Origin of the sequence: Streptomyces sp. NPDC048506 (genome assembly GCF_040651315.1) — a bacterium.
Classification (GTDB): Bacteria; Actinomycetota; Actinomycetes; order Streptomycetales; family Streptomycetaceae; genus Streptomyces.
In genome coordinates, this window is sequence record NZ_JBEZIX010000018.1 from 102,928 (window position 1) to 126,195 (window position 23,268).

General features: G+C 71.0%; 28 protein-coding genes. 15 read left to right on the plus strand and 13 right to left on the minus strand.

The features are described 5' to 3' along the window. The first annotated feature begins 20 nt into the window (after positions 1-20). A complete protein-coding gene (locus AB0C96_RS17060; RefSeq protein WP_362918270.1) occupies positions 21-968 on the plus strand; it encodes a Ku protein in 948 nt (315 codons plus the stop codon). An 80-nt stretch (positions 969-1,048) separates the two neighbouring features. On the opposite strand, the gene AB0C96_RS17065 is transcribed toward AB0C96_RS17060, so the two are convergent. Both AB0C96_RS17065 and AB0C96_RS17070 read right to left on the minus strand, forming a co-directional pair. Next, positions 1,049-2,590 (minus strand): alpha/beta hydrolase, encoded by a 1,542-nt coding sequence (locus AB0C96_RS17065; RefSeq protein ID WP_362918148.1) that lies wholly within the window; start codon positions 2,588-2,590, stop codon positions 1,049-1,051. Between the two features lie 197 nt (positions 2,591-2,787). Continuing rightward, complete coding sequence (locus AB0C96_RS17070; protein WP_362918150.1) at positions 2,788-2,961, minus strand: CsbD family protein; 174 nt, start codon at positions 2,959-2,961, stop codon at positions 2,788-2,790. A gap of 261 nt (positions 2,962-3,222) precedes the next feature. Between AB0C96_RS17070 and AB0C96_RS17075 the strand changes: the two genes are divergently transcribed. Further along, on the plus strand, positions 3,223-5,343 hold the full coding sequence (locus AB0C96_RS17075; RefSeq protein ID WP_362918152.1) for a SpoIIE family protein phosphatase: 2,121 nt from the start codon (positions 3,223-3,225) through the stop codon (positions 5,341-5,343). Between the two features lie 117 nt (positions 5,344-5,460). On the opposite strand, the gene AB0C96_RS17080 is transcribed toward AB0C96_RS17075, so the two are convergent. Beyond that, positions 5,461-5,889 (minus strand): SRPBCC family protein, encoded by a 429-nt coding sequence (locus AB0C96_RS17080; protein WP_362918154.1) that lies wholly within the window; start codon positions 5,887-5,889, stop codon positions 5,461-5,463. Between the two features lie 224 nt (positions 5,890-6,113). Beyond that, positions 6,114-6,707 carry a helix-turn-helix domain-containing protein gene (locus AB0C96_RS17085; RefSeq protein WP_362918156.1) on the minus strand — a complete coding sequence of 198 codons (594 nt, stop codon included), beginning with the start codon at positions 6,705-6,707 and terminating at the stop codon, positions 6,114-6,116. A gap of 104 nt (positions 6,708-6,811) precedes the next feature. On the opposite strand from AB0C96_RS17085, the gene AB0C96_RS17090 reads away from it, so the two are divergent. Further along, positions 6,812-7,738 (plus strand): alpha/beta hydrolase, encoded by a 927-nt coding sequence (locus AB0C96_RS17090; protein WP_362918158.1) that lies wholly within the window; start codon positions 6,812-6,814, stop codon positions 7,736-7,738. 96 nt (positions 7,739-7,834) lie between these two features. Here AB0C96_RS17090 and AB0C96_RS17095 read toward each other — a convergent pair whose 3' ends face one another. Continuing rightward, positions 7,835-8,944, minus strand: coding sequence for a PP2C family protein-serine/threonine phosphatase (locus AB0C96_RS17095; protein WP_362918160.1), 1,110 nt, complete (start codon positions 8,942-8,944; stop codon positions 7,835-7,837). Between the two features lie 96 nt (positions 8,945-9,040). Here AB0C96_RS17095 and AB0C96_RS17100 point away from each other — a divergent pair, with 96 nt between their 5' ends. Then, a complete protein-coding gene (locus tag AB0C96_RS17100; RefSeq protein WP_362918162.1) occupies positions 9,041-9,907 on the plus strand; it encodes an alpha/beta hydrolase in 867 nt (288 codons plus the stop codon). 79 nt (positions 9,908-9,986) lie between these two features. Here the strand turns inward: AB0C96_RS17100 and AB0C96_RS17105 are convergent, their stop codons facing one another. The 6 genes from AB0C96_RS17105 to AB0C96_RS17130 form a co-directional block, all read right to left on the minus strand. Next, complete coding sequence (locus AB0C96_RS17105) at positions 9,987-10,307, minus strand: helix-turn-helix domain-containing protein (RefSeq protein WP_362918164.1); 321 nt, start codon at positions 10,305-10,307, stop codon at positions 9,987-9,989. Positions 10,308-10,372: 65 nt separating this feature from the next. Then, positions 10,373-11,362 carry a hypothetical protein gene (locus AB0C96_RS17110; protein WP_362918166.1) on the minus strand — a complete coding sequence of 330 codons (990 nt, stop codon included), beginning with the start codon at positions 11,360-11,362 and terminating at the stop codon, positions 10,373-10,375. Further along, a complete protein-coding gene (locus AB0C96_RS17115) occupies positions 11,359-11,970 on the minus strand; it encodes a flavoprotein (RefSeq protein ID WP_362918168.1) in 612 nt (203 codons plus the stop codon). The genes AB0C96_RS17110 and AB0C96_RS17115 overlap by 4 nt, the downstream gene beginning before the upstream one ends. Beyond that, positions 11,967-12,944 (minus strand): LLM class flavin-dependent oxidoreductase, encoded by a 978-nt coding sequence (locus AB0C96_RS17120; RefSeq protein WP_362918170.1) that lies wholly within the window; start codon positions 12,942-12,944, stop codon positions 11,967-11,969. The genes AB0C96_RS17115 and AB0C96_RS17120 overlap by 4 nt, the downstream gene beginning before the upstream one ends. Positions 12,945-13,084: 140 nt before the next feature. After that, positions 13,085-14,341 (minus strand): insulinase family protein, encoded by a 1,257-nt coding sequence (locus tag AB0C96_RS17125; protein WP_362918172.1) that lies wholly within the window; start codon positions 14,339-14,341, stop codon positions 13,085-13,087. After that, a complete protein-coding gene (locus tag AB0C96_RS17130; protein WP_362918174.1) occupies positions 14,338-15,609 on the minus strand; it encodes a pitrilysin family protein in 1,272 nt (423 codons plus the stop codon). Before AB0C96_RS17130 ends, AB0C96_RS17125 begins: the two co-directional genes overlap by 4 nt. Positions 15,610-15,767: 158 nt before the next feature. On the opposite strand from AB0C96_RS17130, the gene lxmK reads away from it, so the two are divergent. From lxmK to AB0C96_RS17175, 9 genes are all read left to right on the plus strand, one after another. After that, the gene (gene lxmK, locus AB0C96_RS17135) at positions 15,768-16,874 is read left to right on the plus strand and encodes a class V lanthionine synthetase subunit LxmK (RefSeq protein WP_362918176.1); all 1,107 of its coding nucleotides are present in this window, start codon (positions 15,768-15,770) and stop codon (positions 16,872-16,874) included. Positions 16,875-16,877: 3 nt separating this feature from the next. Beyond that, complete coding sequence (locus AB0C96_RS17140; protein ID WP_362918178.1) at positions 16,878-17,840, plus strand: T3SS effector HopA1 family protein; 963 nt, start codon at positions 16,878-16,880, stop codon at positions 17,838-17,840. A gap of 58 nt (positions 17,841-17,898) precedes the next feature. Beyond that, a complete protein-coding gene (locus AB0C96_RS17145) occupies positions 17,899-18,078 on the plus strand; it encodes a hypothetical protein (protein WP_362918180.1) in 180 nt (59 codons plus the stop codon). Between the two features lie 35 nt (positions 18,079-18,113). Beyond that, complete coding sequence (locus tag AB0C96_RS17150) at positions 18,114-18,266, plus strand: LxmA leader domain family RiPP (RefSeq protein WP_362918182.1); 153 nt, start codon at positions 18,114-18,116, stop codon at positions 18,264-18,266. 322 nt (positions 18,267-18,588) lie between these two features. After that, positions 18,589-18,771 (plus strand): LxmA leader domain family RiPP, encoded by a 183-nt coding sequence (locus tag AB0C96_RS17155; protein WP_362918184.1) that lies wholly within the window; start codon positions 18,589-18,591, stop codon positions 18,769-18,771. Between the two features lie 309 nt (positions 18,772-19,080). Next, positions 19,081-19,236, plus strand: coding sequence for an LxmA leader domain family RiPP (locus AB0C96_RS17160; RefSeq protein WP_362918186.1), 156 nt, complete (start codon positions 19,081-19,083; stop codon positions 19,234-19,236). 298 nt (positions 19,237-19,534) lie between these two features. Further along, entirely contained in the window at positions 19,535-19,699 is a 165-nt protein-coding gene (locus AB0C96_RS17165; protein WP_362918188.1) for an LxmA leader domain family RiPP, read from the plus strand. Between the two features lie 59 nt (positions 19,700-19,758). Beyond that, the gene (locus AB0C96_RS17170; protein WP_362918190.1) at positions 19,759-19,914 is read left to right on the plus strand and encodes an LxmA leader domain family RiPP; all 156 of its coding nucleotides are present in this window, start codon (positions 19,759-19,761) and stop codon (positions 19,912-19,914) included. A gap of 37 nt (positions 19,915-19,951) precedes the next feature. Then, complete coding sequence (locus tag AB0C96_RS17175; RefSeq protein WP_362918192.1) at positions 19,952-20,116, plus strand: LxmA leader domain family RiPP; 165 nt, start codon at positions 19,952-19,954, stop codon at positions 20,114-20,116. Positions 20,117-20,211: 95 nt separating this feature from the next. Here the strand turns inward: AB0C96_RS17175 and AB0C96_RS17180 are convergent, their stop codons facing one another. Further along, positions 20,212-20,505, minus strand: coding sequence for a helix-turn-helix domain-containing protein (locus tag AB0C96_RS17180; RefSeq protein WP_362918194.1), 294 nt, complete (start codon positions 20,503-20,505; stop codon positions 20,212-20,214). A gap of 242 nt (positions 20,506-20,747) precedes the next feature. Between AB0C96_RS17180 and AB0C96_RS17185 the strand changes: the two genes are divergently transcribed. Together AB0C96_RS17185 and AB0C96_RS17190 are read left to right on the plus strand one after the other, a co-directional pair. Beyond that, a complete protein-coding gene (locus tag AB0C96_RS17185) occupies positions 20,748-21,419 on the plus strand; it encodes a response regulator transcription factor (protein ID WP_362918196.1) in 672 nt (223 codons plus the stop codon). Then, complete coding sequence (locus tag AB0C96_RS17190) at positions 21,416-22,666, plus strand: HAMP domain-containing sensor histidine kinase (protein WP_362918198.1); 1,251 nt, start codon at positions 21,416-21,418, stop codon at positions 22,664-22,666. The genes AB0C96_RS17185 and AB0C96_RS17190 overlap by 4 nt, the downstream gene beginning before the upstream one ends. A gap of 95 nt (positions 22,667-22,761) precedes the next feature. Here the strand turns inward: AB0C96_RS17190 and AB0C96_RS17195 are convergent, their stop codons facing one another. After that, positions 22,762-23,193: a protein-tyrosine phosphatase family protein gene (locus AB0C96_RS17195; RefSeq protein WP_362918200.1), complete on the minus strand. Its 432-nt coding sequence runs from the start codon at positions 23,191-23,193 to the stop codon at positions 22,762-22,764. Between the last annotated feature and the right edge of the window lie 75 nt (positions 23,194-23,268).

The window sequence follows — 23,268 nt, forward strand, 5'->3', positions numbered from 1 at the left end:
CACCGATGAAGGCGGCACCCATGCGCCCCACGGCGAAGTTCTCCATCAGCTTCGGCCTGGTCACGATCCCGGTCGCCGCGTACAACGCCACCGACAGCTCCGCGGTGGTCAGCTTCGTACGGATCCACACCACGGACGGTGGACGGGTCCGCAACCAGCCGGTGTGCTCGCTGGAGGGCGTCGAGATCCCCCCGGACGAGATCGGCCGCGGCTACCAGCCCGGCGACGGCGACACCATCGTGCCGTTGACCGACCAGGACCTGGAGGCGCTGCCGCTGCCCACCGCCAGGACGCTGACCATCCTGGCCTTCGTCGCCGGTGGCGACATCGACCCGCTCCAGATGGGCAAGGGCTACTACCTGGGCGTCGACAGCCCCGCCGCGGCCAAGCCGTACGTCCTGCTGCGCGATGCCATGGAGCGGCACCAGCGGGTCGGGCTCGGCAAGATCGCGCTGCACGGGCGGGAGACCCTGGCGATGATCCGCCCGATGGCGGGCGCGCTGGTGATGCAGGTGCTGCTGTGGCCGCACCAGATCCGCCCGATGGACGGGGTGCTGCCGGAGCGCGAGGTGGCGGTCGCCGACAAGGAGGTGGCGGCCGCCGAGGCGCTGATGGACTCCTTCGGCGAACTGTCCGAGGAGGATGTGCACGACCACTACCGCGAGGCGCTGGAGGAGCTGGTGGCGGCGAAGCTGGCGCACCGCGAGCCGGAGTTCGCGACCGGCGAGGAGCAGCCCGCCGGCCAGGTGATGGACCTGATGGCGGCGCTTCAGGACAGCGTCCGCGCGGCCCAACGGTCGCGCGGCGAGGAGGAGGGGTCCAGGACTCCCGCGAAGCGGGCCGCCTCGAAGAAGACCGCGGCCTCGAAGAAGACCGCCGCGGCGAAGAAGGCCGCCGGGCAGCAGTCGTCCACCAAGAAGGCGACCGCCAAGAAGACCGCGGGCCGGGGTGCCCGGCGGGCCGGTTGAGCCACCGGCAGGCGGGTTGAGCCACCGGTAGGCGGGTTGCGCACCGGCGGGCCGCCGCCCCGCCACCGCCCCGCCGCTCCTCAGTCGCAGGAGGTGCCGGTCTTCGGCATCCTGCCGTCCAGGAGGAAGTCGTCCACGTACCCCTGGATACAGGGGTCGCCGGTGGTGTATGCGGCGTGGCCCTCGCCGCGGTAGGTCAGGACGGTGCTGGAGTTGTCCAACGCCCTGGCCATGTTGAGGGCGCCCTCGTAGGGCGTCGCCGGGTCGTTGGTGGTCGCGACGAGCAGCAGGGGCGGTGCGTGCGGCGCCGCGACGTCACGGGAGGTGTCGTCGCCGGCGGCGGGCCAGTCGTAGCAGTCCAGCAGCGTCGGGGCGATGTCCGGGCCGAACAGCGGGGAGGCCTGGGTGAGTTCCCGCTGCGCCCTGGGGTAGTCGGCGGCGCCGTAGCGTTCGGAGGTGTCCCGGCAGGAGATCGCCCGCAGGGCCAGTTGGTCCTGCGGCGGCATCTCGTCCCGTCCGACCTCGCGGCGGGGACCGTCCTGCCGCACGGGGGACCTGCCGACCGCGCCCGCCGCGCTGCCGCCTTCGTTGCTGAGCCGGAGGACCCCGGCGCCGTCACCGTGCTGCAACTGCGCCAGTGCCCGCCGCAGCACCGGCCAGTCGCTCCTGCTGTACAGGGCCTCCCGCAGCGCATAGACATAGGTCGTCTGGTCGACGGTCTCGCCCTTGACCTGCATCGGTGAGTCGCTCAACTTCCGGTACCAGTCGAGCAGTTCGCCCTGGGCGCGCTTGGTGTCGGCTCCCAGGGGGCAGCCCTCGGCGCGGATGCAGTCGGCGGCGAAGTCGTCCAGCGCCCGCTGGAAGCCCCGGGCCTGTGCCAGCGCGGTCTGCCAGGTGTTCTTGGTCGGGTCCTCGACGCTGTCCAGCACCATCCGCCCGACCTTGTCCGGGAACTCATGGGCGTAGACCGCGCCGAGCTTGGTGCCGTACGAGAACCCCAGGTAGTTGAGCTTGTCGTCGTGGACCGCGGCACGCAGCAGGTCCATGTCCCGTGCGACGTCCGGGGTGCCGACCCAGGGCAGCAGCCCGCCGGAGTACCGTCCGCAGGCGTCGTTGATGCGCTTCTCCTTCGCCGCGAGGGTGTCGTCGGCGCCCGGGGAAGCCGGGGCGAGCCTGCTGCCGCAGGAGACCGGTTCGGTGTGGCCGGTACCGCGCGGATCGAAGCTGACGAGGTCGTAGCGCTGCCCGAGCCGGTCGAAGGCGCTGTCACTGTCGATCAGATAGTTGACGCCGGAGGCACCCGGTCCTCCTGGATTGAGCACCAGCGAACCTAGCCGCTTACCGGGCCTGGTGGCCCGCAACCGGATCAGCTGGACCTGCACGGTGCTGCCGTTGGGGTGGGCGTAGTCCCGTGGCACCTCCAGTCGGGCGCACTCCAGCCGCTGCCGGGGGCCGGGCGACGGGGTCTCCCCCGGAGGCTGCGCAGCGCCGTGCTGCACGTCCGGGCCGCACGGCTCCCAGGAGAGCTGCTGCTGGTAGAAGCGCGCAAGGCCGGGGTCATCGGCGCCCGTGGCGACCGGAGTTCCACCGAAGCCACCGAGCAGCGCCGCGGCCGCCGCCACAGCCGTCAGCCGGGGTGGTACCGCACTACGTCGGCGAACACGCCGGGCGGCCCCTGCTCCCACACGAGACGGCACACGGAGTGTTCCCGGCATACTCCGAGCCTAGGACCGTCCCACTCCTTCCGCACACCTGCCGCAGCGGGCGTCGGCGGGCATCGGCCCGGCTCCGAAGGAACATCAGGGCCGGGCCGTGCCGGTCAGTGCTTCAGCGAGCGCTTGCCCCGCGCCACCGCCTGCTTCACTCTCTCCTTGGCCTGGTCGGCCTTGCCCTTCCGCTCCAGGCGGGTGTCCCCGAGGACCTTGCCGGTGATTTCCTTGGCCTTCCCTTCGGCCATCTCGCCGAGGTGCTTGGCTCTCTTCGCAATTCCCATGTCTCGCTCCTGTGGTGCAGACACGACGTCCTGTGCGCCACTTCAAAGACACCTACATGGTTCACCTACATGGTATACGGCATAGACATGCGGAAGTATGGATATTTCGGGCTATTCGCACGCACCCCCGTGGCCTCCGGCGTGCCGCGGCACGCGCATGCCGGGGCCCGGCGGGCGGCGTAACCTCGGCACTGACCCACGGGACGGCGCACGCGGCCGGGTGGGCACGACATCACGACGACAGCGGTGTGAGGGTGCGAAATGAGCGGCGGGGCCGAGTCCGGCGCGGTGGAACGCGCACTGCTCGGGGCCGTCCGGGAGACCGGGGCGTCCGCCGCCGGGCTGTACGTGCTGGCGCCCGACGAGCCGGTACTGCAACTGACCGTCATGAGCGGCGTCCCGGCACCGCTGCTGGCCCCCTGGAAGCGGGTCGCGCTGGCCGCCCCGATCCCGGTCGCGGTGGCCACCCGCCGGCAGTGCGTGGTGTGGGCGGCCGACCACCAGCAGCTGGCCCGCGACTTCCCCCGTACGGCGGTGGCGGTCCCCTACGACTTCTCGCTGGCCGCGGCGCCGATCACCGACGGCACCGGCAGCAAGGGCGCCCTGCTGCTGCTGTGGCCCGCCGGCCACCCGTCGCAGCTGTCGGACGAGGAGCACAAGGCCGTGGAAGGCGCCTGCCGGCACCTGGCGGAGGCGTTGGCGCAGAGCCCGCCGCCCGACGGTCGGGCGACCACGGAGGGGCCGAGGGTCGTGACGCCCACGCCCGCCCGGACCGCCGGCCCCGAGGAGGCGCGGGCCGCGGTCGACTACCTGGAACGGCTGCCCGGCGGCTGCTGCGCCCTCGACCTGGACGGCCGGATCACCCTGGTCACGACCGGTGCGGTGGAGCTGCTCGGCGAGACGGCCGACCGGCTGCTCGGTTCGCGGCCCTGGGACGTCCTGCCGTGGCTGCACGACCCGGTCTTCGAGGACCGCTACCGCGCCGCGGTGCTCAGCCGCCACCCGGTGTCGTTCACCGCCTTCCGCCCGCCGGACCGGTGGCTGTACTTCCGGCTGTTCCCGGACGCCCGGGGGCTGAGCGCCCGGATCAGCCCGGCCGGCAAGGACCACGGCGCGGTGGCGCCGCGCCCCACCGAGGGCGAGGCGCTGCCCGTCCGGGCCGGGCAGATCTACCACGTGCTGCACCTCGCCGCGGCGCTCACCGAGGCGGTGGGCACCCGGGACGTCGTCGATCTCATCGCCGACCAGATCATGCCGGCCTTCGGCGCCCAGGGCATGCTCATGTACGCGGCGGAGGGCGGCCGGCTGCGGACCATCGGCCATCGCGGCTACCCCGCGGAGGCCATCGCGCACTTCGAAGGCGTCGCCCTCAGCGCGGCCGACAGCCCGGCCGTGCACGCCCTCGCCACCGGCCAGCCCAGCTTCTACTCCACCCCCGAGGAGATCGAGCGGCACTACCCCGGCCTGCCGCAGCTGACCGGCAAGGCGGCCCGGGCCGTCCTGCCGCTGATCGTCTCCGGCCGCCCGGTCGGCTGCTGCATCCTCGCCTACACCCGGCCGCGCCCCTTCAGCCCGGAGGAACGCCAGGTCCTCACGTCACTCGCCGGGCTGATCGCCCAGGCCCTCGACCGGGCCCGCCTGTACGACACCAAGCAGCAGCTGGCCCACGACCTCCAGGCCGGGCTGCTGCCGCACAGCCTGCCCTCGGTGCCCGGCCTCGCCGTCGCCGCCCGCTATCTGCCGTCGGCCCGCGGGATGGACATCGGCGGCGACTTCTACGACCTGATCCGCCTCGACGAGAACAGCGTCGCCGCGGTCATCGGCGACGTCCAGGGCCACAACGCACGGGCCGCCGCCCTCATGGGCCAGGCCCGCACCGCGGTGCACGCCCATGCCACCGCGGGTGCCGCACCGGGCGAGGTGCTGGCCCGTACGAACCGCCTGTTGACCGACCTGGACCCGGATCTGTTCACCAGCTGCCTCTACGCCCACATCAACCTGCGCGCCGGCCGGGCGTGCCTGGCCAGCGCCGGCCATCCGCCCCCGATCCTGCGCCGCCCGGACCGCAGCACCACGGTCCTGGACGTGCCCCCCGGCCTGCTCCTGGGCATCGACCCCCGGGCGCGTTACGAGGCCACGGAGATCGCGCTGCCGCCGGAGTCCGTACTCGCCCTCTACACCGACGGGCTCATCGAGACGCCCGGCGTCGACCTGGAGCGCTCCGTCGCCGACCTCGCCCGGCGGCTCAACGACGCACCGCCCCAGAGTCCCGACCAGCTCGCCGACGCCCTCCTCAAGACCCGCCTCGCCGACACGGATCGCCAGGACGACGTCGCGCTCATGCTGCTGGCGCCCGAGCCGACCGACCCCCCACACTCCTGACACATCGCCAACTGCCCGGAATCCGCCCCTACTTGTCGACAAGCGGACACGTGCCGCCGCCCCGACCCGGTCGCGACACTCGGCGTCGAGGCGGCACGCGCGGTGCACTGGACCGCCTCACCGCCCCTGCTCGACCAACTCCTTGAACTGCTGGAGGTCGCTGCGCACTCCCCGCTCGATCGCGGCTGCCTGGGCGAAGCCCTTCGGCCCGCCGAACGCCTCCGTGACCGTGCCCGGCTCGTACTCGAACCGGGCCTGGAGCCGGGTGTGCTGCCCGTCTATCGGCAGCAGCGAGAACGTGCCGGACAGCTTGGGACCGCTCGTGGTCTTCCACGCCATCACGGTGTCCTGGTCCCGGTCGACGATCCTGACCTCGAACTCCCGGGCCCGGCCGCCCGTGTCGACGTCGAGGTGGGTCAAGCCGCCGTCCGACCGGGCCTCGCGGACCCCGTTCAGGAAGCGGGGATAGGTCTCCGTGCGGTGCAGGCATTCCCAGGCCGTCGGGAGGGGGACGCTGATATCGATGTGTTCTTCGAGCGTGCTCATCAGGCACCTCACAGCTCGGCTCATGGCTACGCGTTACCTCTCCAGGGTGCTCCGGGCCGGGTCCGGAGTCGACCCGGCCCGGCACCGGGCCTCCGGACGGGCCTGGCGCCGGCCTCGCCCTGGAGCCCGCCCGGGCCGCTTGGGGGTCGTTCGCCGTCGTCCGCCGGTGACCGCCCCGCCGCCGCTGTCGCGGGGCGACACACCTACGAGCCGTCGACCGACCGCTACCCCTCCGCGGGCGGATGCTCCGTGGGCGACTGCTCCGTGGGCGACTGCTCCGTGGGCGACTGTCGCTCCTCGGCGGGGAAGAGGATCGGGCTGAGCAGGTAGCGCTTGCGGTCCGGTGCGGGCTCGTTCTCCAGCTGGGCCAGGATCACGGCGCGCATCCCGTCGATCAGCTCCACCAACTCCCCCTCGCTGAGCCAGACCGCGTGCTGGCGGTAGCCCACGAGATCGGCGACGGGTTCGACGCCGTCCCGGTCGAGGTAGGAGTGGAACTCGGCCAGCAGGGTGGCCATGGCCACCGCGAACGCCCGCCGATGGTCCTCCGGCGACATCGACGCGGCCGCATCGGCACCGATCACCGCCCGCGCCCGGCGCAGCCGGTATCGGCGTTCGACGGCGCCGCGCACCCGCTGTTCCCCCTCGACCTCAAGGACCCCGCCGTCGGCCAGCAGGCCGACATGCCGGTACACGGTGGCCTTCGAGACGTCCGGCAGCAGGGCACACACCTCCGAGGTGGTCAGCGTCCGGTCACCGGACAGGGCGTGCACGATGCGGAGCCGCACGGGGTGCAGCAGGAGGTCAACGGCGTCCATGGACACACGATCTCACGACTGATAGCTTTCTCAAACTTGAGAATGTTCCCGCTTGGGCGCCCGACGCCACGGCGGAGCGTTCGCCTACCCGAAGGAGACCATCGATGTCACAGCAGCCTTCCGCGGCACGGCCGGTGCCCGTCGTTGCCGAACCGCCGCTGGGTCGCCACCACGACCTCGGCCGGGACCGACGGCTGATGCTGCACCGCTCCGGCACCGGGGGCCCGGCCGTGGTGTTCCTGCCGGGGGCCGGCCTGGTCGGTCTGGACTACCTCAACACCCACGACCGCGTCGCCGAGCGGACGACCAGCGTGCTCTACGACCGCGCGGGCACCGGCTGGAGCTCACCGGCCGCACTGCCCCGCACCGCCGCCGAGGTCGTCGCCGAACTCCGCGACCTGTTGCACGCCGCGGCCGTGCCCGGCCCTTACCTACTGGTCGGCCACTCCCTGGGAGCCGCCTATGCCCGTCACTACGCCCAGCGCTTCCCCGACGAGGTCGCCGGACTGCTGCTCCTCGACCCCTTCCACGAGGACCTCCACGCCCTCGTATCCCAGGACGTGCGGGACAAACTGGAGTTGATGCGCGATCAGGAGCTTCCGGAGGTCACCGAGGAGCAGATCGAGCGCTCGCGCAGCCAGGTGGCACCGCTCTTCGCGGCGTGGCCGGACACCGTCCGTACCGCCCTCGTCGAGTACCACCTGACCGCCTGGCGGACCGGCGCGTACGAGAGCCGGAACGTCTACGCCGAGGTCGCCGACGAGCTCCGGCAGGGGCCGGACCTCCCCGACGTGCCGCTGATCGTGCTCACCGCACTGGGGCACGACGCCACCCAGGCCCACCTCTGGTCGGAGGACACCCTCCGCGAGATCAACGCCGGTAAGCGCACCCTGCACGCCCGGCTGGCCGCCTCGGTCCCGCGCGGCGAACAGCGCGTCCTGGACGACGCCGGCCACGGCTTCCTGCACGAGGAGCGTCCGGACGCCGTGCTGCAAGCGATCACGGAGCTGCTCGCACGGGCCGGGGGGTGAGGAGGTCCGCCTGAGGGGGCGAGGGGGCAGGGGCGGAGGTCAGGCGGCGGGGGTCTACGGGCCGCGGGTCAAGGGGCGCAGGTCAAGGGGCGCAGGTCAGGGGGCGCGGACGATCCCGATCATGGCCACGTCGTCGCCCAGGTTGCCGCCGGCGTACCGGAGCAGGTCGTCGTGGAGGCGGCGGACCAGGAACCGGGGATCGGTCTCGTGCCAGGAGGCGACCCGGTCGACCAGCGGGTAGAAGGTGCCGTCGGGCGCGCGGGTCTCGACGACGCCATCGGTGTAGAGCAACAGGACGTCGCCGGACGCGAAGCCGAACGTCTCGACCTCGTAGTCGTTCTCCGAGGGCGCTTCGAGGCCCAGCGGCAGTGCGGGCTCGCGCACCTCCAGGGCGTGCACCCCGCCCTCACGCAGCACCAGCGGCGGTGGATGCCCGCAGTTCACCATGCTGACGGACGGGACGTCGTGGTGGACGTCCATGACCAGCGCGGTCACGAACGACTCCGCGGTTTCGGGGGCGTCGCCGCCGAGGTGGGCCATGTTCCAGTACACGGAGTTCCCCAGGTGCGCCACGATCCCGGGCAGGGAGAGGTTCCGGTACGCCGACCCCTGGAACGCCCCGATCAGCACCGCGGCCTCCCCGATCGCGGACAGCCCCTTGCCCCGTACGTCGCCGATCACCAAACGGGTCGCCGCTCCCGGGGCCGGCACCGCCGCGTACAGGTCCCCGCCGATCTGGGCCTCGGCCTCGGCCGCGATGTACGCGGACGCGATCCGCAGCGGCCCGATCCGCTCGGGCAACGGACGCATCAGGACGTGCTGCGCCGCGTAGGCCACCGACTGGACCTGGTCCAGCCGGTGCTCGCGCCGGTCGCGCAGATAGCGGAAGACCGTGACCAGTATCGAGATCAGCAGGAGGGCGGCGATCTGTGCCTGGTGGTTCGGGGTCATCAGGCCCCCGTGCAGATACCCGATGACCACCTGGGCCGCCACGGCGAGGGCCCCGACGGCGCCGGTGAGGCCCGGACCGGCGAACGAGGCGGTGATCGCGGGCGCGGCCACCAGGAACGGGCCGAGGTGGATGGTCGGCGGGGTGTTGATGTCGATCACCGTGACCCCCACGATGATCGCCAGCGGCACGGCGAGCAGCCCATGACTCGGCCGCCAGGACCCACCGAGCCGGGTGAGAACGCGCCGGACGCCCATGACTCCTCTCTACACCTGTGCGGACCCTCACGCCCCACGGGCGCGGGGAGGGCAAACCACTTGCCATGATCGCCAACTGGCCATGAGAATCACGCAGTGCCGATACTCACCGCTGCCGACGGGACCCCGCTCGCCTACCACCTCATCGGGGAGGGCGAGCCGCTGCTCTGCCTCCCCGGTGGACCGATGCGGGCCTCCACCTACCTCGGCGACCTCGGTGGGCTGTCGGCCCACCGTCAACTGGTCCTGCTCGACCTGCGCGGCACCGGCGACTCCGGTGTCCCCGCCGACCCGGCGACGTACCGCTGTGACCGCCAGGTCGCCGATGTCGAGGCGCTGCGCGAGCACCTCGGGCTGGAGCGCATCGACCTCCTCGCGCACTCCGCGGCCGGCGATCTCGCCCTGCTCCACGCCGCCCGGCACCCGCACCGCATCCGCACCCTCACGTTGATCACTCCCCGTGGGCGTGCCCTGGGCATCGACTTCACCGTGGAGCACCGCCTGGAGGCGGCCGCCCTCCGCGCGGCCGAGCCGTGGTTCCCGGCCGCCCGGGACGCCTACGGAGCGATCTGGTCCGGTACCGCCACCGACGCCGAGTGGGACGCCAGCGTCCCGTTCTTCTACGGCCGTTGGGACGCGGCGGCCGCGGCACACTCCGCGGAAGAGGTGGCACAGACCAACGAGCCGGCCGGGGAGGTCTATGCGTCGTCCGGCGCCTTCGACCCCGATACGGCGCGTACCGCCCTCGCCGCCCTGGACGCCCGGGTGCTGGTCCTCGCCGGCGCACTGGACGGCGGCCCGCTGCCGCGCGTCGCCGCCGCCATCGCGGAGTCGTTCCGCACGGCCGAACTGAGCGTCCAGCCGGGAGCCGGGCACTTCCCGTGGATCGACGACCCCCAGCACTTCCGCCGGACCGTCACGGAGTTCCTCTCCCGGCCGGGGTCGGGCCTCGTCGGGACTTGAGCGGCGGGGTTGCGGGCGCAGCGGTCCCCGGCGTGCCTCGATCGGATGCGTTCGGCTTCATTCGCGACGTGGGTCGGCTTCATTCGCGACGTGGATCGATGTGCTCGCCCCGGCGGCGGGTGGGTAGGCCGCGCAGCGCGAGGTGCGCCTCCCCCAGCGTGACCTTGAGAGTCTTGATCACTTCGAGGAGTTCGCGTTCCCGGCGGGTGGTTTCCGTCTGGCCGGCAGCGGGGTACAGGCCGCGCCGCCCCGCCTCGATGAACTGCCGGCGCCAGGTCGACACCGCCTGCGGGGAGACCCCGACCTGGCGTGCCGCCTGGGACAGGGTGAGACGACCCGAGAGCAGGTCGAGGACGATACCCGCCTTCTCGTCGGGTGGGATGACTGGTTGCCTTGGCACTGGCGGTCCCTGGGGTACTCGTGCGACGTGGGTGGGTACGGGTTGAGGGTCGGCGGACGGGGTGTTCACACCACTGCCAGGCTTGCGGCCCCATCGGTGTCGAGCAGGTCCGTCAGCATCGGGACGTAGCCGTGCAGTTGGGCGCCCCACCCGATGTAGGCGGCGAAGTCGTGGGCGTGCGTGGCGATCCGGACCACGGCTCCGGCCGCGAGCGTGCCGGCCTCCCAGCCCGTCCCGTAGTGCGTGAGGAACGTGTGCTGGAGCGTGTCGGGCACCGGCCAGTCCGCGCCCGCCCGCTCGGCCGCCTTCCGGTACTCCGCCAGTTCGCCGATCAGGCACGCCAGGTCCAGCTCAGGACGGCCCCATGTCGCCTCGAAGCCGGACAGTACGCAGGCACGGGGTGTCGCATCGGGCGGGTCGGCCACGATGATGCGCCCCAGCGAGAACCAACCGTGCACGACGCCGGTCCGGTCCGTCGGCCGGGGGTGCAGCAGGTGGTGGGTGAAGTCGCGCAGCTTCTCCCACCTGGCGGGGCCCAGTTGTGCCCGTAGCCGGTGGTGGAAACCGGCGCCGGCGCGCGGGGCACGGCCGCTGTCGAGCCAGGCCAGCAACCGGGCCGGGCCCGGTGGGGGTGCCGGGTCGGTGGGTGGGTCGGTGCCGGGCGGCTGGTCGTGCAGGGCGCGCAGCCGGAGTCCGAGACGGCCGATGGTCTCGTGCAGTCGCTCGGTGGGGTCGTCTTCCCCGGGCACCAGCCACGAGGCGAGGCTGTGGCGACCGTTGACGTCCCAACTGCACTCCGTCGGTGATGCCACGGACGGGGTGGTGAAGCGTATGTGCGGGTCCGAGGCGGCGTGCAGGCGGTGGACGACGTCGGGCCGTACGGGCGGATAGAGGCCGTCGTGGTGGGTTCCCGGGGTGTGCTGCCAGCGGATTCGCCCGTCGGGCAGCGCGGTGACCCGGGTGGCCTGGTATCCGGTTCTGAACGCGGTGAGGACTTCGGCGACTTCGGGTTCCTGAGCGGCGGCGGGCAGATCGCCTTCCTGACGGTCGGTCACTTCTCCTCCTCCATCCAGGAGCGCAGGTCTTCCAAGGCATGGACCGCGTGCGGCAGCAGCGCGGCGGAACCGACCCCCTCCTCGCCACTGGACATGCTGACGCCGCGAACCGGTGGCAGGACGGTGACGTTGTCCCGTTCGGACAACTCGGCGATGTGCCGGCGGTGGGCGGGATTGGCGTGCCCGTTCGGCGGCAGGGACGGGCAGACGACGATCGGGGCGCGGGTGCACTGCAAGGCGAGGAGCGCCGGCGTGTCGGCCAGCCCGAGGGAGAAGCGGGCGACGAAGTGCATCGTGGCCGGATGGACGAGAACGGCGTCCGGCCAGGAGGCCAGTTCGACATGGAGCGCGCCGTCGGGTTCGTCGGGCCACACGTCGGTCATCGGCCGTCCGGCGCCGCCTGCGGCGGCTGTCGCCGTGGGGGTGGTGAACCGGCGTGCCGACGCGGTGACCAGGCACCGCACCTCGGTGTCCGGGTAGCTGGTGCGCAGCCAGGCGAGCCACATCGGCAGGAACATCGTCTGCACTCCGCCGGTGGCCAGGTACAGCAGGCGCCGGGCGTGGAAGGCCGGTGGTTCGGCAGCTGCGGCAGGTTGCGGTCCGATCATCGGGGGTCCCGTCCTTCGATCGCGGTGAGGATCTCCGCCAGGTCCCGAAGAGCCGCCCCGGGCCCTTCCACCAGGTGCACCCCGCCGACGCTGACGATCACCTCGTCGACGCCCGCGGCGTGGTAGTCGCCGAGGGCGGCGGCGATCTCGTCCGGGCTGCCGGTCGCTATCACGCCGTGCCGGACCAGCATCGACGCGCCTGCGTGCGGGTCGGCCGGATCGACGGGCACGCCCGCCTGGTTGAGCATGTCGGTGTAGTGGGGAGCCGAGAGGTGTGCCGCGGCCGAGTGGTACGCGAGGCGCAGCACGTCGCGTCGGCGTCGGTCGACGACGCAGTGGACGACGGCGGCGAGGCGCGGGGCGGGCCGGTCGGCCTGTCGAGCGGAGGAGGCGACTGTGGGGAGGAGTCGGTCGCGGACGTAGCCGGACGGTGTCAGCCAGGTGATGGCCCAGTCCGCCATCTCCCCGGCGAGCCTCGCCATCGGTTGTCGTAGCACCCCCAACCCGATCTGCACCGGGGAGTCTGCCATGGGCGGCAGTTGCAACTCCCCGGTCCGCCACGGGTTCTCCGGCTCGTCGGCGACCTTCCCGTCCAGCAGCGCGCGCATCCTGGTGGCGTAGTGACGGGTGGCCGTCACCGGCGCGCGGTAAGGGGGGCCGAGCATGCTCCGTTGGAGGGCGGCAGCGCCCGGTCCGATGCCCGCGATGAAGGGGCGGCCGGACAGCGCCGCTATGGAGCGGGCGTTGAGGGCCGCGGTCAGCGGGTGCCGCATCGGCATCAGTGTGACCGCCGAGCCGAAACCGATGTCGAACCCCATTCCGGTGAGCGCGGCGAAGAGGTGGTGCGTCTCGATGGTGAGTGACTGACCGGCCCACAGGCGGCGGCCGGACGTGCTCTCCGCGAGACGGGCGTACGACGCGACCGATCCGATCTCGGTGGGCATCGTCGCGTAGATGACGCTGGTCGTGGGCATCGTGTGGTCCCTTGTGGCTTGTGAGCGCCGGCGCGCCGGTGCTGCCGCGCCGGTGGGCTGCTGTGCTGTTGCGTCGATGCGCCGGTCGGGTCGGGTGCGCTGGTGCGGTGGTTGCGCTTGTCGCGCTGGTTGCGGTGGGGTCAGAACCACTCGTCGGGGAGCCCTGTCGCATCACCGCAGACCACACCGCTCATCCGCTCCGGGTGGTACAACAGGGCGGCTTCCCTGACGTCGGAGAGCGTGAGCCCGGCGATGTGCTCCGGTGCCTCGGCGATGCCCGACAACGGGATTCCCGAGGTGAGGTACGACATCAGGCATCCGGCACGGCCGCTGTGCGATCCGAGGTTGAGCGCGTGTCTGCCCATGATGTATCCGACTGCTGAGGCCAGTTCACGGTCGGTGGCACCGGTCGTGGCGAACTCCTCCAGCAGCCGGAAGAGGTGGGACATGGCCTCGACGACGGAGGAGGGATTGACGTCGGCTTCGAGCTGGAGGACGTCCGCTTCCAGGTGGTCGCCGAGGGAGAGCGTGGTCCGGTAGGCCAGCCCGTGCCGCTCGCGAAGCGCGGTGTTGATCCGGGAGGAGAAGCTTCCGCCCAGGATCAGTGCGGCGACCTGCGCGGCCGCGAACGCGGAAGGCATCCGGCGAGGTACCGAGCCCGCGGCCAGGCGGATGTGGGTCTGCTGCCATCCGGGGCGGTGATGCGTCACGATGCGGCGCTCCGCCACGGCCGGTGGGCAGAGGGGCTCCGCCACCGGGTGCGGTGGAGCGGCCCACGACCCGAGGGCCGCGTCGAGACGGGCGAAGGCCTGCGCGGGGTCGAGGTCGCCGACCACGACCAGCTGCGACCGCTCGGGGTCGATACACCGGTGATGGGCCTCGGTGACCTGCTGCGCCGACACTCCGGCCACATGGACCGGCGCGGGGGCGGGATCGGCGAACGGCGGCAGATGCCCGTAGAACTGCGCCCACAGCCGGCGGACCGAGTAGGCGGAGGGGTGCGCGGCAACCAGCGATGCCTGCTGGGTGGCCTTCGACGCGGCGATGCGGACCTGGTCGTCGGTGTACTGGGCGCCCACGGCAGCGGCGAGCGTGTCGGCCAGCAGGGGCAGCAGGTCAGCGGTGCACGACAGCGACAGCATCAGCCACTGGTGCCTGCGGGAGATCGCGACGGCACCGCCGGACTGCTCGAAACGCGCACACGCGGGCAGATCGGGCCAGCACGCGGCCAGTACGTCCAAAACGGCCAGGTCCGACCGGTCGTGCAGCGGCAGCGGTATGGCGAGGTGTGCCTGCACCAGGGGAACCGTCGCCAGCACCGACGCGGTCATCGTCAGTCCGTGCGGCCCATGGTGTGTCACGAAGTCCGGCATGCGTACCGGAGCGGGCGGGATCATGCGGCCGCCTCCTTGGGGATCAGGGTGAGTACCGCGCGCCCGTCGGGCTGCACCACGGTCGCAGCGGCGGCGGCGATGTCGTCCGGGCCGGCCCCGGCCACGGCCCGGGCCAGCTCCTCGCCGATGCCCGGTCGGTCGAACAGCAGGGCACCGCGCGCCAGGGAGCGCACGCGGTGCTGCAAGGAGTCCAGGCTCTGGTAGAGACCGGTGACCGCGGTGGCCACCGCCCGCTCGGTCTCCGCACCGTGGGCGGCGCCCGCCGCCACCTCGGCGGCCTGCTCGGTCACCATGCCCAGGGCGTCGTCCGCCAGCCCCTCGGGATGGTGCACGACGATCACGAAGGTGTCGGGGTCCTTGGCCATCAGCGGGCCGAACAACCCTACGGAGGAGTCCACTTGGGCCCCCGACGGCGCGAGTGCCCGCCGCAGCCGGGCGTTGGCGCCGCCGGTCAGCAGGTGCGACAGCACGACGTGCGCCGCGTACGCGTTCAGGTCGGCCGCCGCATCCGGCAGTCGGCAGCCGATGGCCAGTGCCGGGCGCGGGGCCAGCGGGTCGTGGCACGTCCCGTGCAGCGGACGGCGACCGAGGGGTTCCGCCGTGTCCGGCAGATGCGGCGCGGGGCGTGCCGGTACGTGCGTGAAGGCGCGGCGCGCCGTTTCCAGCGCGGCGCGCGGGTCGAGGTCACCGCACATCGCCAGCACGGCGTTTCGCGGCGAGTAGGAGGAGTGATAGAACTCGACGCAGTCCGCGACGGACGCCGCGTCCAGATCGGCCAGCTCCCCGTATCCGTTGTGGGCGTTCTCCCATTTGTGGTAGAGCACGGACGGCAACACCGTCCAGGGGAATCCGCCATAGGGCCTGCCGGAAACCTGGAGCCGGATCTCCTCTTTGACCACGGCCCGCTGCGTATCGAGGTTCCGCTGAGTGATGGAGAGGAACCCCATCCGGTCGGATTCCAGTTTCAGTACGTGTTCCAGGGCGCCGACGGGAACGACTTGGTAGTAGTCGGTCGAGTCAGGGAACGTATTGCCGTTGACCGTTCCGCCATACGCCTGGACGCTGGCGAAGTGTTGGCCTGCGGAAAAGTTCAGCGACCCTTGGAACATCATGTGCTCGAACAGATGGGCAAAGCCTGACCGGGTCTTCCGTTCGGTACGGAAGCCGACCCGGTACTGCACGGCAACCCCTACCCCGCAAACCCCCGGGACCCTTTGGGCCACGACCCGGAGGCCGTTTTCCAGCGTCATGTGCTCTATCGCTTCCGGCATGGGGTGGATTAGATCCCAAACCCCTCGGCGGCTCAACCATTAGTTACAGCCCGTATTGGCGTTCCGTTGCCCCGCCCGGTCAGGACCCACCCCGCTTCAACAAATACGGAAAGTTGAACGTTGCCGCGCCACCAAAGGGATCTCTACGCTCCCGGCCCATGGAGAAAACAATCCGCGTCCGAGATCGGGCGCCGCGATTCCGACCAGTCCACCTCGCGGACGTCCCACATGTCGACGCATTGCTCAGCCGGCTCGGGCTGGGGCGCTTCGATCCCACAACGGTCAGCAGCGCCACGGGACGCAACGACAATTGGGCCGGCACCACGGTCGACGGCACACCGGTGTTCGTCAAACAACTCGGCAGTGGCGACCACGCGGAACGCATGAAGCGCACGGAGGCGATATGGGCCGCCGGCCGTGACGTACTGGACACCCCTCGGCTGATCGGCACCGACCCGGACACCTCGCTCCTGGTGTTCGAGTACCTGTCCGGCGGCGAGTCCGGAGCCGAACTGGCCGCCCGCGACGCCTTCGACGAGGCCCTGTGCGACCGGGCCGGCTCGATGCTGGCGGCCGTGCACGGCCTGGACGGGGAGGGCTTCGACACCAGTGCACACCCGCTGCCGCCGGTCGCGAGCCTGGAGGCGATCCCCCTCCGGCACTACCTTCAGGCGTCGGGAGCGGAACTGGCGATGTGGCGCCTGCTGCACGCGGACCAGCCGCTCGTAGAAGCCCTTCGGACCCTGCGGGCCGCGGATACGGAACGGATTCCGTCGCGTTGCCTCATCCACGGCGATGTGCGGTTCGACCAGTTCCTGCTGGCGGACGGCACGCTCCACCTGACCGACTTCGAGGAGGCACGGATCGGCGATCCGGCCCGCGACATCGGCGCGTTCGCCGGCGAGTGGCTCTTCCAGGCCGCCGCGAAGATACCGGCGACGCTGGCCGACGCCTCGCCCCTCGGCCACACCGCCACCCATGAGGAGATCATCGCCACCGGCGTCGGCGAAATAGAGCAGCGCACCCCGAAGGTCAGGCGCTTCTTCCGCGCCTATCTGGACGCTGCACCGGCAACGGCCCGTGCGGACAAGGAACTCGGTGTCCGGGCCGCCGCCTACGCCGGCTGGCACATGATCGACCGGATGCTCGCCGGCGCGGCGAACTCCGCGACGCTTTCGCCGATCAACAAGGCAGCCGCCGGCATCGGACGCACCGTGCTGCTCTCTCCGGACGACTTCGTCTCGTCCCTGGGCCTGGAGGTTTGACGGATGCGGCAAGAACACCTGGCCCTCGCGGACAAGATCGCCGCTCTCCTCGACGACGTCACCGTGGCCGACGGTGGGCTGCGGGCCGAGACGGCGGGTGAGGTCTACGAGGCCGAAACCCAGCAGGCCCTGGCCCGCGAACTCGGCGCCGTCCTCTACCAGACGCTGCACACCGGGCGGGACAAACCCCTCGACATCACCGTGCGATCGTGGCGTGACCGGGCCTTCGACGCGGCGCTGGACGAGGCGACCGGGCCGCGCACCATGTCCGTCGCCGGACGGCTGATCGGTGCCGACGAGGACCATGCGATCGTGGAGTTCGACGGAGTGCGGGTGCGCACTGGGCACCAGGCGATCGCCGACCGCTCGGACGACCGGGCCAAGGTCGTCCTGCCGAGCGCGCGGCCGGGTCTGTCCCCCGGGTTCTTCCTCGCCACTTCGAGCGGAAGCGCGAGCACCGGCCCGCTATTGAGGCTCTACGGTCGCCTGGACGATCCGGATGCCGCGCCGGCGGTGTGGCGCGAGCTGGTGACGTTCCTGGAGGGCGCCGGTATCCCCTGGCGCGCGAAGATCTCCTCGTCCCGTCTGCTGTACCCGCGCAACGACGCCGTCGTGGTCTATCTGACGCGCCCGGGATGGCGCGTGGCCCGCGACTGCGCCGAGCTGCTCCAGGCCACCGGCCTGTTGGGCGAGGGGACTTCACCGTTCACGCAGGCCGTCACCGCGTCGGTGGGCTGCGCGTTCGAGCCGGACGACCCGCGACCGTCCCGGCGGGAGATGAGCTTCGGGCAGCACCGCGCCCAGGTGTTCGCCGATGCGCTCGTCGAGCACGCCGCCCTGCCGCACGGCGAGCGGGAGCCGGTGGCCGAGGTCGTCGCTGCGGCGTTCATCGACGCGGGTATCGACCCGAGCGAGCCGGCGCGCAACCTGTCGTCGCCGATCGTGAACGTCCTACAGAACTTCTGACCTGGGAGCCCGTTCCGGGCCACCTGGCATACCTCCACACACCGAGGAGTCTTTCATCGTGAGCGAGAATCTCATCGCCGGCTACGCCGCCTACACGACCGCCGCCGAATACAGCTCCGTCGCCACTGGCGCCGCCCCCGCCACGGCCGTCACAACGGAGGATCTGACGATCGGCATCCCCACCGCTCCGAGCGGCCCTCCCGTCACCGAAGTCGCAACGATCAACACCCAGTGCTGAACACCCTTTAACGAGTCGAAGAGAGGTCTCCCGTCATGAACGAGCAGCTCATCACCGGTTACACCGCCTACACCACCGCCGACGAGTACGGCGCCGCCGCCACCGATGCCGCACCGGCCACGGCTATCACGACGCTGGCGGTAGCGCTTTCCTTGGGAATCGCGTGGCTTCCCACCCATGTGAGGTGAGACATCTTCCCGATGAACACCAGAGTGCGGACTTCCGGAACCCTGCCGGAAGTCCGCACTCCTTGTCGTTGTGAGGCGGTTGCGATATCGGCCAGGGTATGGATACACCTCGGTACCTCGCCTTCAACCATGATGCGAAAGTTTCGATTCCTTCCTCATATCCCGAGGTCAGCTCCGCACCGTCGCAAGACGAAGGTATTCCACTGTCGACTGCGCACTCGGCTGCGTGGTGAGATCTCCCCCAACAACAGCCGCAGGCGCTGTTGGTCGAAATCCCCGTTCTGAATCCGTCAGAACCGCACTCGGGAGAGGAAACCCCATCATGAACGAGAAGCTCATCGCCGGTTACGCCGCCTACACCACCGCCGACGAATACAGCGCAGCCGCCACCGGCGACGCCCCCGCCACCACTCCGTTGACCACGATCGCCATCACCGTGGGTTCGACGGCGAGCATAGCGTCGCTGGGCGGGGTTTCCGCCCTGAGCGTCACCGCACAGTGCTGAACGTCCGACGACCCGGATACCGAACACCCGTGTCGACCGTGCCGGAGAATCAGCTTCCGGGATACGTGTTCTGTGCGGAATCAGCCGAGTTCGGTGAGGTGGACTCCCTGGTCGGCGGGCCGGACACCCAACCCACACTGGTGCGCTCAACGTACGCCTGTGGCACCGCGGTGAGCATTCCGCACATCTCCGTCGTGAGCTGGTAGACCACCACGGCGCGGCCTCCGGAAACCCTTTTCCGGAGGCCGCACTCCATCATTCCCGTACTCCCGGCCCACCGGGAACACGCTCAAGCGAGGAAACCCCATCGTGGACGAGAAGCTCATCGCCGGATACACCGCCTACACCACCGCCGACGAATACAGCGCCGCCGCCACCGGCGACGCACCGGGCACCACGCCCTCGTTCCTGACGGTGGTCATCAGCCCTCCCCTCGGCGTCATCACCGTCCGGGACCACTGCTGAACAGACCACCATGGTGCGGCCTCCGGAGATTTCCGGAGGCCGCACTCTTTCATGCTCCGGCAGCGGTGGTGGGCTGTTCCACTACATATCCGCCCTCCGTCTCAACCATCAAGGGAAGTTTCGCTTTCCGCATCAAAAGCCGAGGCCAACGCCGTGGCTCTGCAAGATGGATGGGTATTGCTCTCGACCGTTCAATGAGCGACGTGGTGAGGTATCACCCAACAGCAGTCGTCAGATTGCTCTCCGGATCCCCCGTCGGAGGTCCGGCCGGATATTCCAGAAGCGTAAGAGGTTTTCCATGGACGAGAAGCTCATTTCCGGTTACACCGCCTACACCACCGCCGACGAGTACGGTGCCGCCGCCACCGGTGAGGCCCCGGCCTCCACGAGCCCGGCGACGATCACCATCTTCACCCCTGTCTCCGGCCTCACAGGCGGCGTGACCATCATCGAGCACTGCTGAATTCCCCACCCAGCACCCCACCTACACGCCAGAAGCAAACAGAACAGAGGAGAGCTGCCATGGACGAGAAGCTCATCGCCGGCTACACCGCCTACACCACCGCCGACGAATACGGCACCGCCGCCACCGGCGAGGCCCCCGCCACGACCCCGCAGATCGGTGTCGTCATCGCGTCGTTCGGCGCATCCGTCATGACGTTCGAGAAGGTCTGCTGAACAGCTTTCCACGGACCGAAGAAAGGAACCCTCCCTCGTGGACGAGAAGCTCATCGCTGGATACACCGCCTACACCACCGCCGACGAATACGGCACCGCCGCCACCGGCGACGCGCCGGCCACGACCCCGGCTCTGACCACCATCAGCTGGGCCATTACCGGCGCCGGTCTGGGCTCCGTCGCGATGTCCCTGCGTCCGTAGGTCTGCTGAACGGCAGCGCGCATTGAGGTGCGGCCTTCCGGAACCCTTCCGGGAGGCCGCACCGTGTCGTTTTCCTGTCGTGCCCAGTCGCCCGGCTAGCGAGTACGCAGTCGTGCGCGTATGGACTGGATTTGCAGGTACGAGTCGCCCAAGGCCCTCTTCAGCCGGGCGATTTCGCTGATGAGCTGCTGCTCGCGACGGGTGGACTCGTTCGTATGGGCTTCGAGGCCGTCACGCCCCGCAGCGATGAAGCGGCGTTTCCAACAGCTGACGGCCTGGTCCGATACGCCCGCAGCGCGTGCCGCTTCGGCTGCGGTGGTGTCGCCGGACAGGACGGCGAGGACTACGGCGACCTTCTGGTCGGCCGGTATGGCGGGTGGGCGTGGCACTGGTGTTTCCCCATCTCGTCAACCCGACGGTGATTTCGCTGCACCCTCGCCCACCGAACCTGAGGATTTGATGATCCGGAGAGCCGGCACTGCTCCCAGGACCGGCCCGAGCCCACTCGCGCAGGCCGGCGACCCGCCCCGCCGCACCGCACAACTCCGCTCCGAACACCCGAACATGACCATTTGATGAGGACGAGTTCACGACGGCGGGATCCAGTCCCCGCTGTGACATCCTGACGGCCGTGCGCGTACTAGTGGTCGAGGACGACCAGGATCTGCGATATGCCGTGGCCACCGCCCTGCGCGGCGACGGACTGGCCGTCGACGAGGCCGCCGACCTTCCGTTCGCGGACGAGGCGTTGTTCGTCACCGAGTACGACTGCGTGGTCTTCGACCGGATGCTGCCCTCGGGGGACGCCGTCGCCTATGTGCATGACGCGCGGCGCGCCGGCCGGACGGTGCCGGTGCTGTTCCTCACCGCCCGGGACACCGTCACCGACCGGTGCGAGGGGTTCGCGGGCGGCGGAGACGACTACCTCGTCAAGCCCTTCGCCCTGCCCGAGCTGGTCGCCCGGGTACGGTGCCTGTGCCGACGGGCCGGGACGGTCCGTCCGCCGGTGTCCCGCTTCGCCGGTCTGGAGATCGACTCCGCCCGGCGCCAAGTCCGCCGCGAGGGCGTGCTGTTGCTCCTCACCAACAAGGAGTACGCCCTGCTGGAGGCGCTGGTGGCCCGCCCCGACCAGGTCGTACCGCGCGCCGAGCTGATCGAGAAGTGCTGGGACGAGATGGCCGAACCCAACTCCAACGTCGTCGAAGTCCTCGTCTCCCAGCTGCGCCGCAAGCTCGGCAACCCCCCGCTGATCCACACCGTCCGCGGTGTGGGCTACCGCCTGACGGCCGCAGGTACCCGTTGAGGACGGCCGCGGCGCGCATCCACCGGCTGCGCCGGCGGCTCACCGCCCTGTTCACCCTCACCAGCGCCATCGGCCTGACAGCGCTCGCCGCGTTCGCCATTGACAACGATGCCATCGCCCGGCAGCGGGAACTCGACGCCTCGCTGGCCATGCAGGTCAAGGGGGCCGTCCTGCTGCTCGACACCGACGACAAGGGCCGGATCAGCGTCGAACGCCTGGAGAACGCCATGGGCACCGACTGCCCGGCGCTGACCGTCCTGTCCGGCACGCCCAGCCGGATCACCGTCGTGCACGCGCCCCGCCGCTCCTGCCTCAACGGCAGCCCCGCGGCCCTGCGGGCGGTGGCCGCCACCGCCCTGCGGAATCCGAAGTCGCCGGCCACCGCCGACGTCCGCGCCAAGGACGGCGCACCGGTCCGCCTCGTCGCCCTGGCCTTCGGATCGGTCGGCAGGACCGAAGGCGCGATCGTCGGCGCCCTGGGCACCGCCCCCACCGACGAGGAACACCTCATGCTGGCCACCCGACTGCTGGCCGGCTGTGCGGTGCTGATCTCGCTCTCGGCAGTAGCCGGACATCTTCTCTCCGGCCGCGCGATCCGCCCCGCGCTGACCGCACTGCACCAGCAGGAGACGTTCCTCGCCGACGCCGCCCACGATCTGCGCACCCCGGCCACCTCGCTCCGTGCCCTCGCCGAGACGGCCCTGCGCGACGAGACCCAGCGCACCGTGGCACTCCAGCGCACCCTGAGCCTCGCCACACGCATGGGCGGCCTGGTGGACGGACTCCTGACCCGCGCCAGACTCATGGCAGGCGTGGGCACCACGGTCCGCGAGCCGCTGCGCCTCGACCAGCTCGTCGAGGTGATCGTCGCCGACACCCCGCACGACGGCCATCAGATCACCGTCGATGCCCGGCCGACCGTCGTCACCGGCGACCCGGACCTGCTCCGTCGCGCGGTGGCCAACCTGCTCGACAACGCCCTCACCCACGGCCACGCCCCCGGCCGCCCCGCCACGGTGGACATCACGGTGACGGCTGACGGAACCCTCACCGTCGACGACGCGGGACCGGGCGTCTCGCCCGCCCTGGCCCACTCCCTCTTCGAGCGGTTCCACAGCGGCGCCGACTCCACCGGCCTCGGTCTGTCCATCGCCTCCTGGGTCGCCCACGCCCACAACGGCACCCTCACCGTCGACGCCAGTGCACGCGGCGGCGCCCGCTTCACCCTCAAACTCCCGGCCAGATGACGGAGTCCGCGGTCGTCGGTGGTCGAGGAGCGTCTGCCCTCGGTGCCCTGCCCGAGGAACGCGCCCTGGGACTCAGGCTCGTCGGAGCGTCGCCGTCAGGCGGCGAAGCGGCGTACGTAGCGCTTCTGCCAGGGGGTCTCCACGGCGCGGTGGTGGTAGTGCCGGCGGACGAACTCCACTGCCCGGTCGGCGGGTACGCCGTCCAGGACGGCGAGCGCGGCCAGCGCGGTGCCGGTGCGGCCGCGGCCGCCGCCGCAGGCGACCTCGACGCGCTCGGTGGCCGCCCGGTCCCAGGCCTCGCCGAGCACGGCCCGGGCCCGGGTGTGGCTGCTGGGCAGCCGGAAGTCCGGCCAGCGCAGCCAGCACGCTTCCCAGGGGACCTCGGGCGGCTGTGTGCCGAGCAGATGGACGGCGTAGGTGGGCGTCGGACCGGCCGGCAGCGGCCGGCGCAGCCCGCGGCCCCGGACGAGGCGCCCGGACGGAAGCCGCAGGACACCTGGGTCGGAGGCGTGCCAGGTCGTGGTCATCGCCTCACTCTAAGGCGAGTCGTCATGCCGCTCAGGGCCTTTGGGAAGGTGCCCGTCGGCCGCGGCCGGTGATCC

Excerpts from the sequence above, each read along its gene's own strand:
- AB0C96_RS17060 (WP_362918270.1), top strand. The coding sequence starts at position 21 with ATGCGCCCCACGGCGAAGTTCTCCATCAGCTTCGGCCTGGTCACGATC.
- AB0C96_RS17070 (WP_362918150.1), bottom strand. The coding sequence starts at position 2,961 with ATGGGAATTGCGAAGAGAGCCAAGCACCTCGGCGAGATGGCCGAAGGG.
- AB0C96_RS17075 (WP_362918152.1), top strand. The coding sequence starts at position 3,223 with ATGAGCGGCGGGGCCGAGTCCGGCGCGGTGGAACGCGCACTGCTCGGG.
- AB0C96_RS17080 (WP_362918154.1), bottom strand. The coding sequence starts at position 5,889 with ATGAGCACGCTCGAAGAACACATCGATATCAGCGTCCCCCTCCCGACG.
- AB0C96_RS17085 (WP_362918156.1), bottom strand. The coding sequence starts at position 6,707 with ATGGACGCCGTTGACCTCCTGCTGCACCCCGTGCGGCTCCGCATCGTG.
- AB0C96_RS17090 (WP_362918158.1), top strand. The coding sequence starts at position 6,812 with ATGTCACAGCAGCCTTCCGCGGCACGGCCGGTGCCCGTCGTTGCCGAA.
- AB0C96_RS17095 (WP_362918160.1), bottom strand. The coding sequence starts at position 8,944 with ATGGGCGTCCGGCGCGTTCTCACCCGGCTCGGTGGGTCCTGGCGGCCG.
- AB0C96_RS17115 (WP_362918168.1), bottom strand. The coding sequence starts at position 11,970 with ATGATCGGACCGCAACCTGCCGCAGCTGCCGAACCACCGGCCTTCCAC.
- AB0C96_RS17120 (WP_362918170.1), bottom strand. The coding sequence starts at position 12,944 with ATGCCCACGACCAGCGTCATCTACGCGACGATGCCCACCGAGATCGGA.
- AB0C96_RS17125 (WP_362918172.1), bottom strand. The coding sequence starts at position 14,341 with ATGATCCCGCCCGCTCCGGTACGCATGCCGGACTTCGTGACACACCAT.
- AB0C96_RS17130 (WP_362918174.1), bottom strand. The coding sequence starts at position 15,609 with ATGCCGGAAGCGATAGAGCACATGACGCTGGAAAACGGCCTCCGGGTC.
- lxmK (WP_362918176.1), top strand. The coding sequence starts at position 15,768 with ATGGAGAAAACAATCCGCGTCCGAGATCGGGCGCCGCGATTCCGACCA.
- AB0C96_RS17140 (WP_362918178.1), top strand. The coding sequence starts at position 16,878 with ATGCGGCAAGAACACCTGGCCCTCGCGGACAAGATCGCCGCTCTCCTC.
- AB0C96_RS17150 (WP_362918182.1), top strand. The coding sequence starts at position 18,114 with ATGAACGAGCAGCTCATCACCGGTTACACCGCCTACACCACCGCCGAC.
- AB0C96_RS17155 (WP_362918184.1), top strand. The coding sequence starts at position 18,589 with ATGAACGAGAAGCTCATCGCCGGTTACGCCGCCTACACCACCGCCGAC.
- AB0C96_RS17165 (WP_362918188.1), top strand. The coding sequence starts at position 19,535 with ATGGACGAGAAGCTCATTTCCGGTTACACCGCCTACACCACCGCCGAC.
- AB0C96_RS17170 (WP_362918190.1), top strand. The coding sequence starts at position 19,759 with ATGGACGAGAAGCTCATCGCCGGCTACACCGCCTACACCACCGCCGAC.
- AB0C96_RS17195 (WP_362918200.1), bottom strand. The coding sequence starts at position 23,193 with ATGACCACGACCTGGCACGCCTCCGACCCAGGTGTCCTGCGGCTTCCG.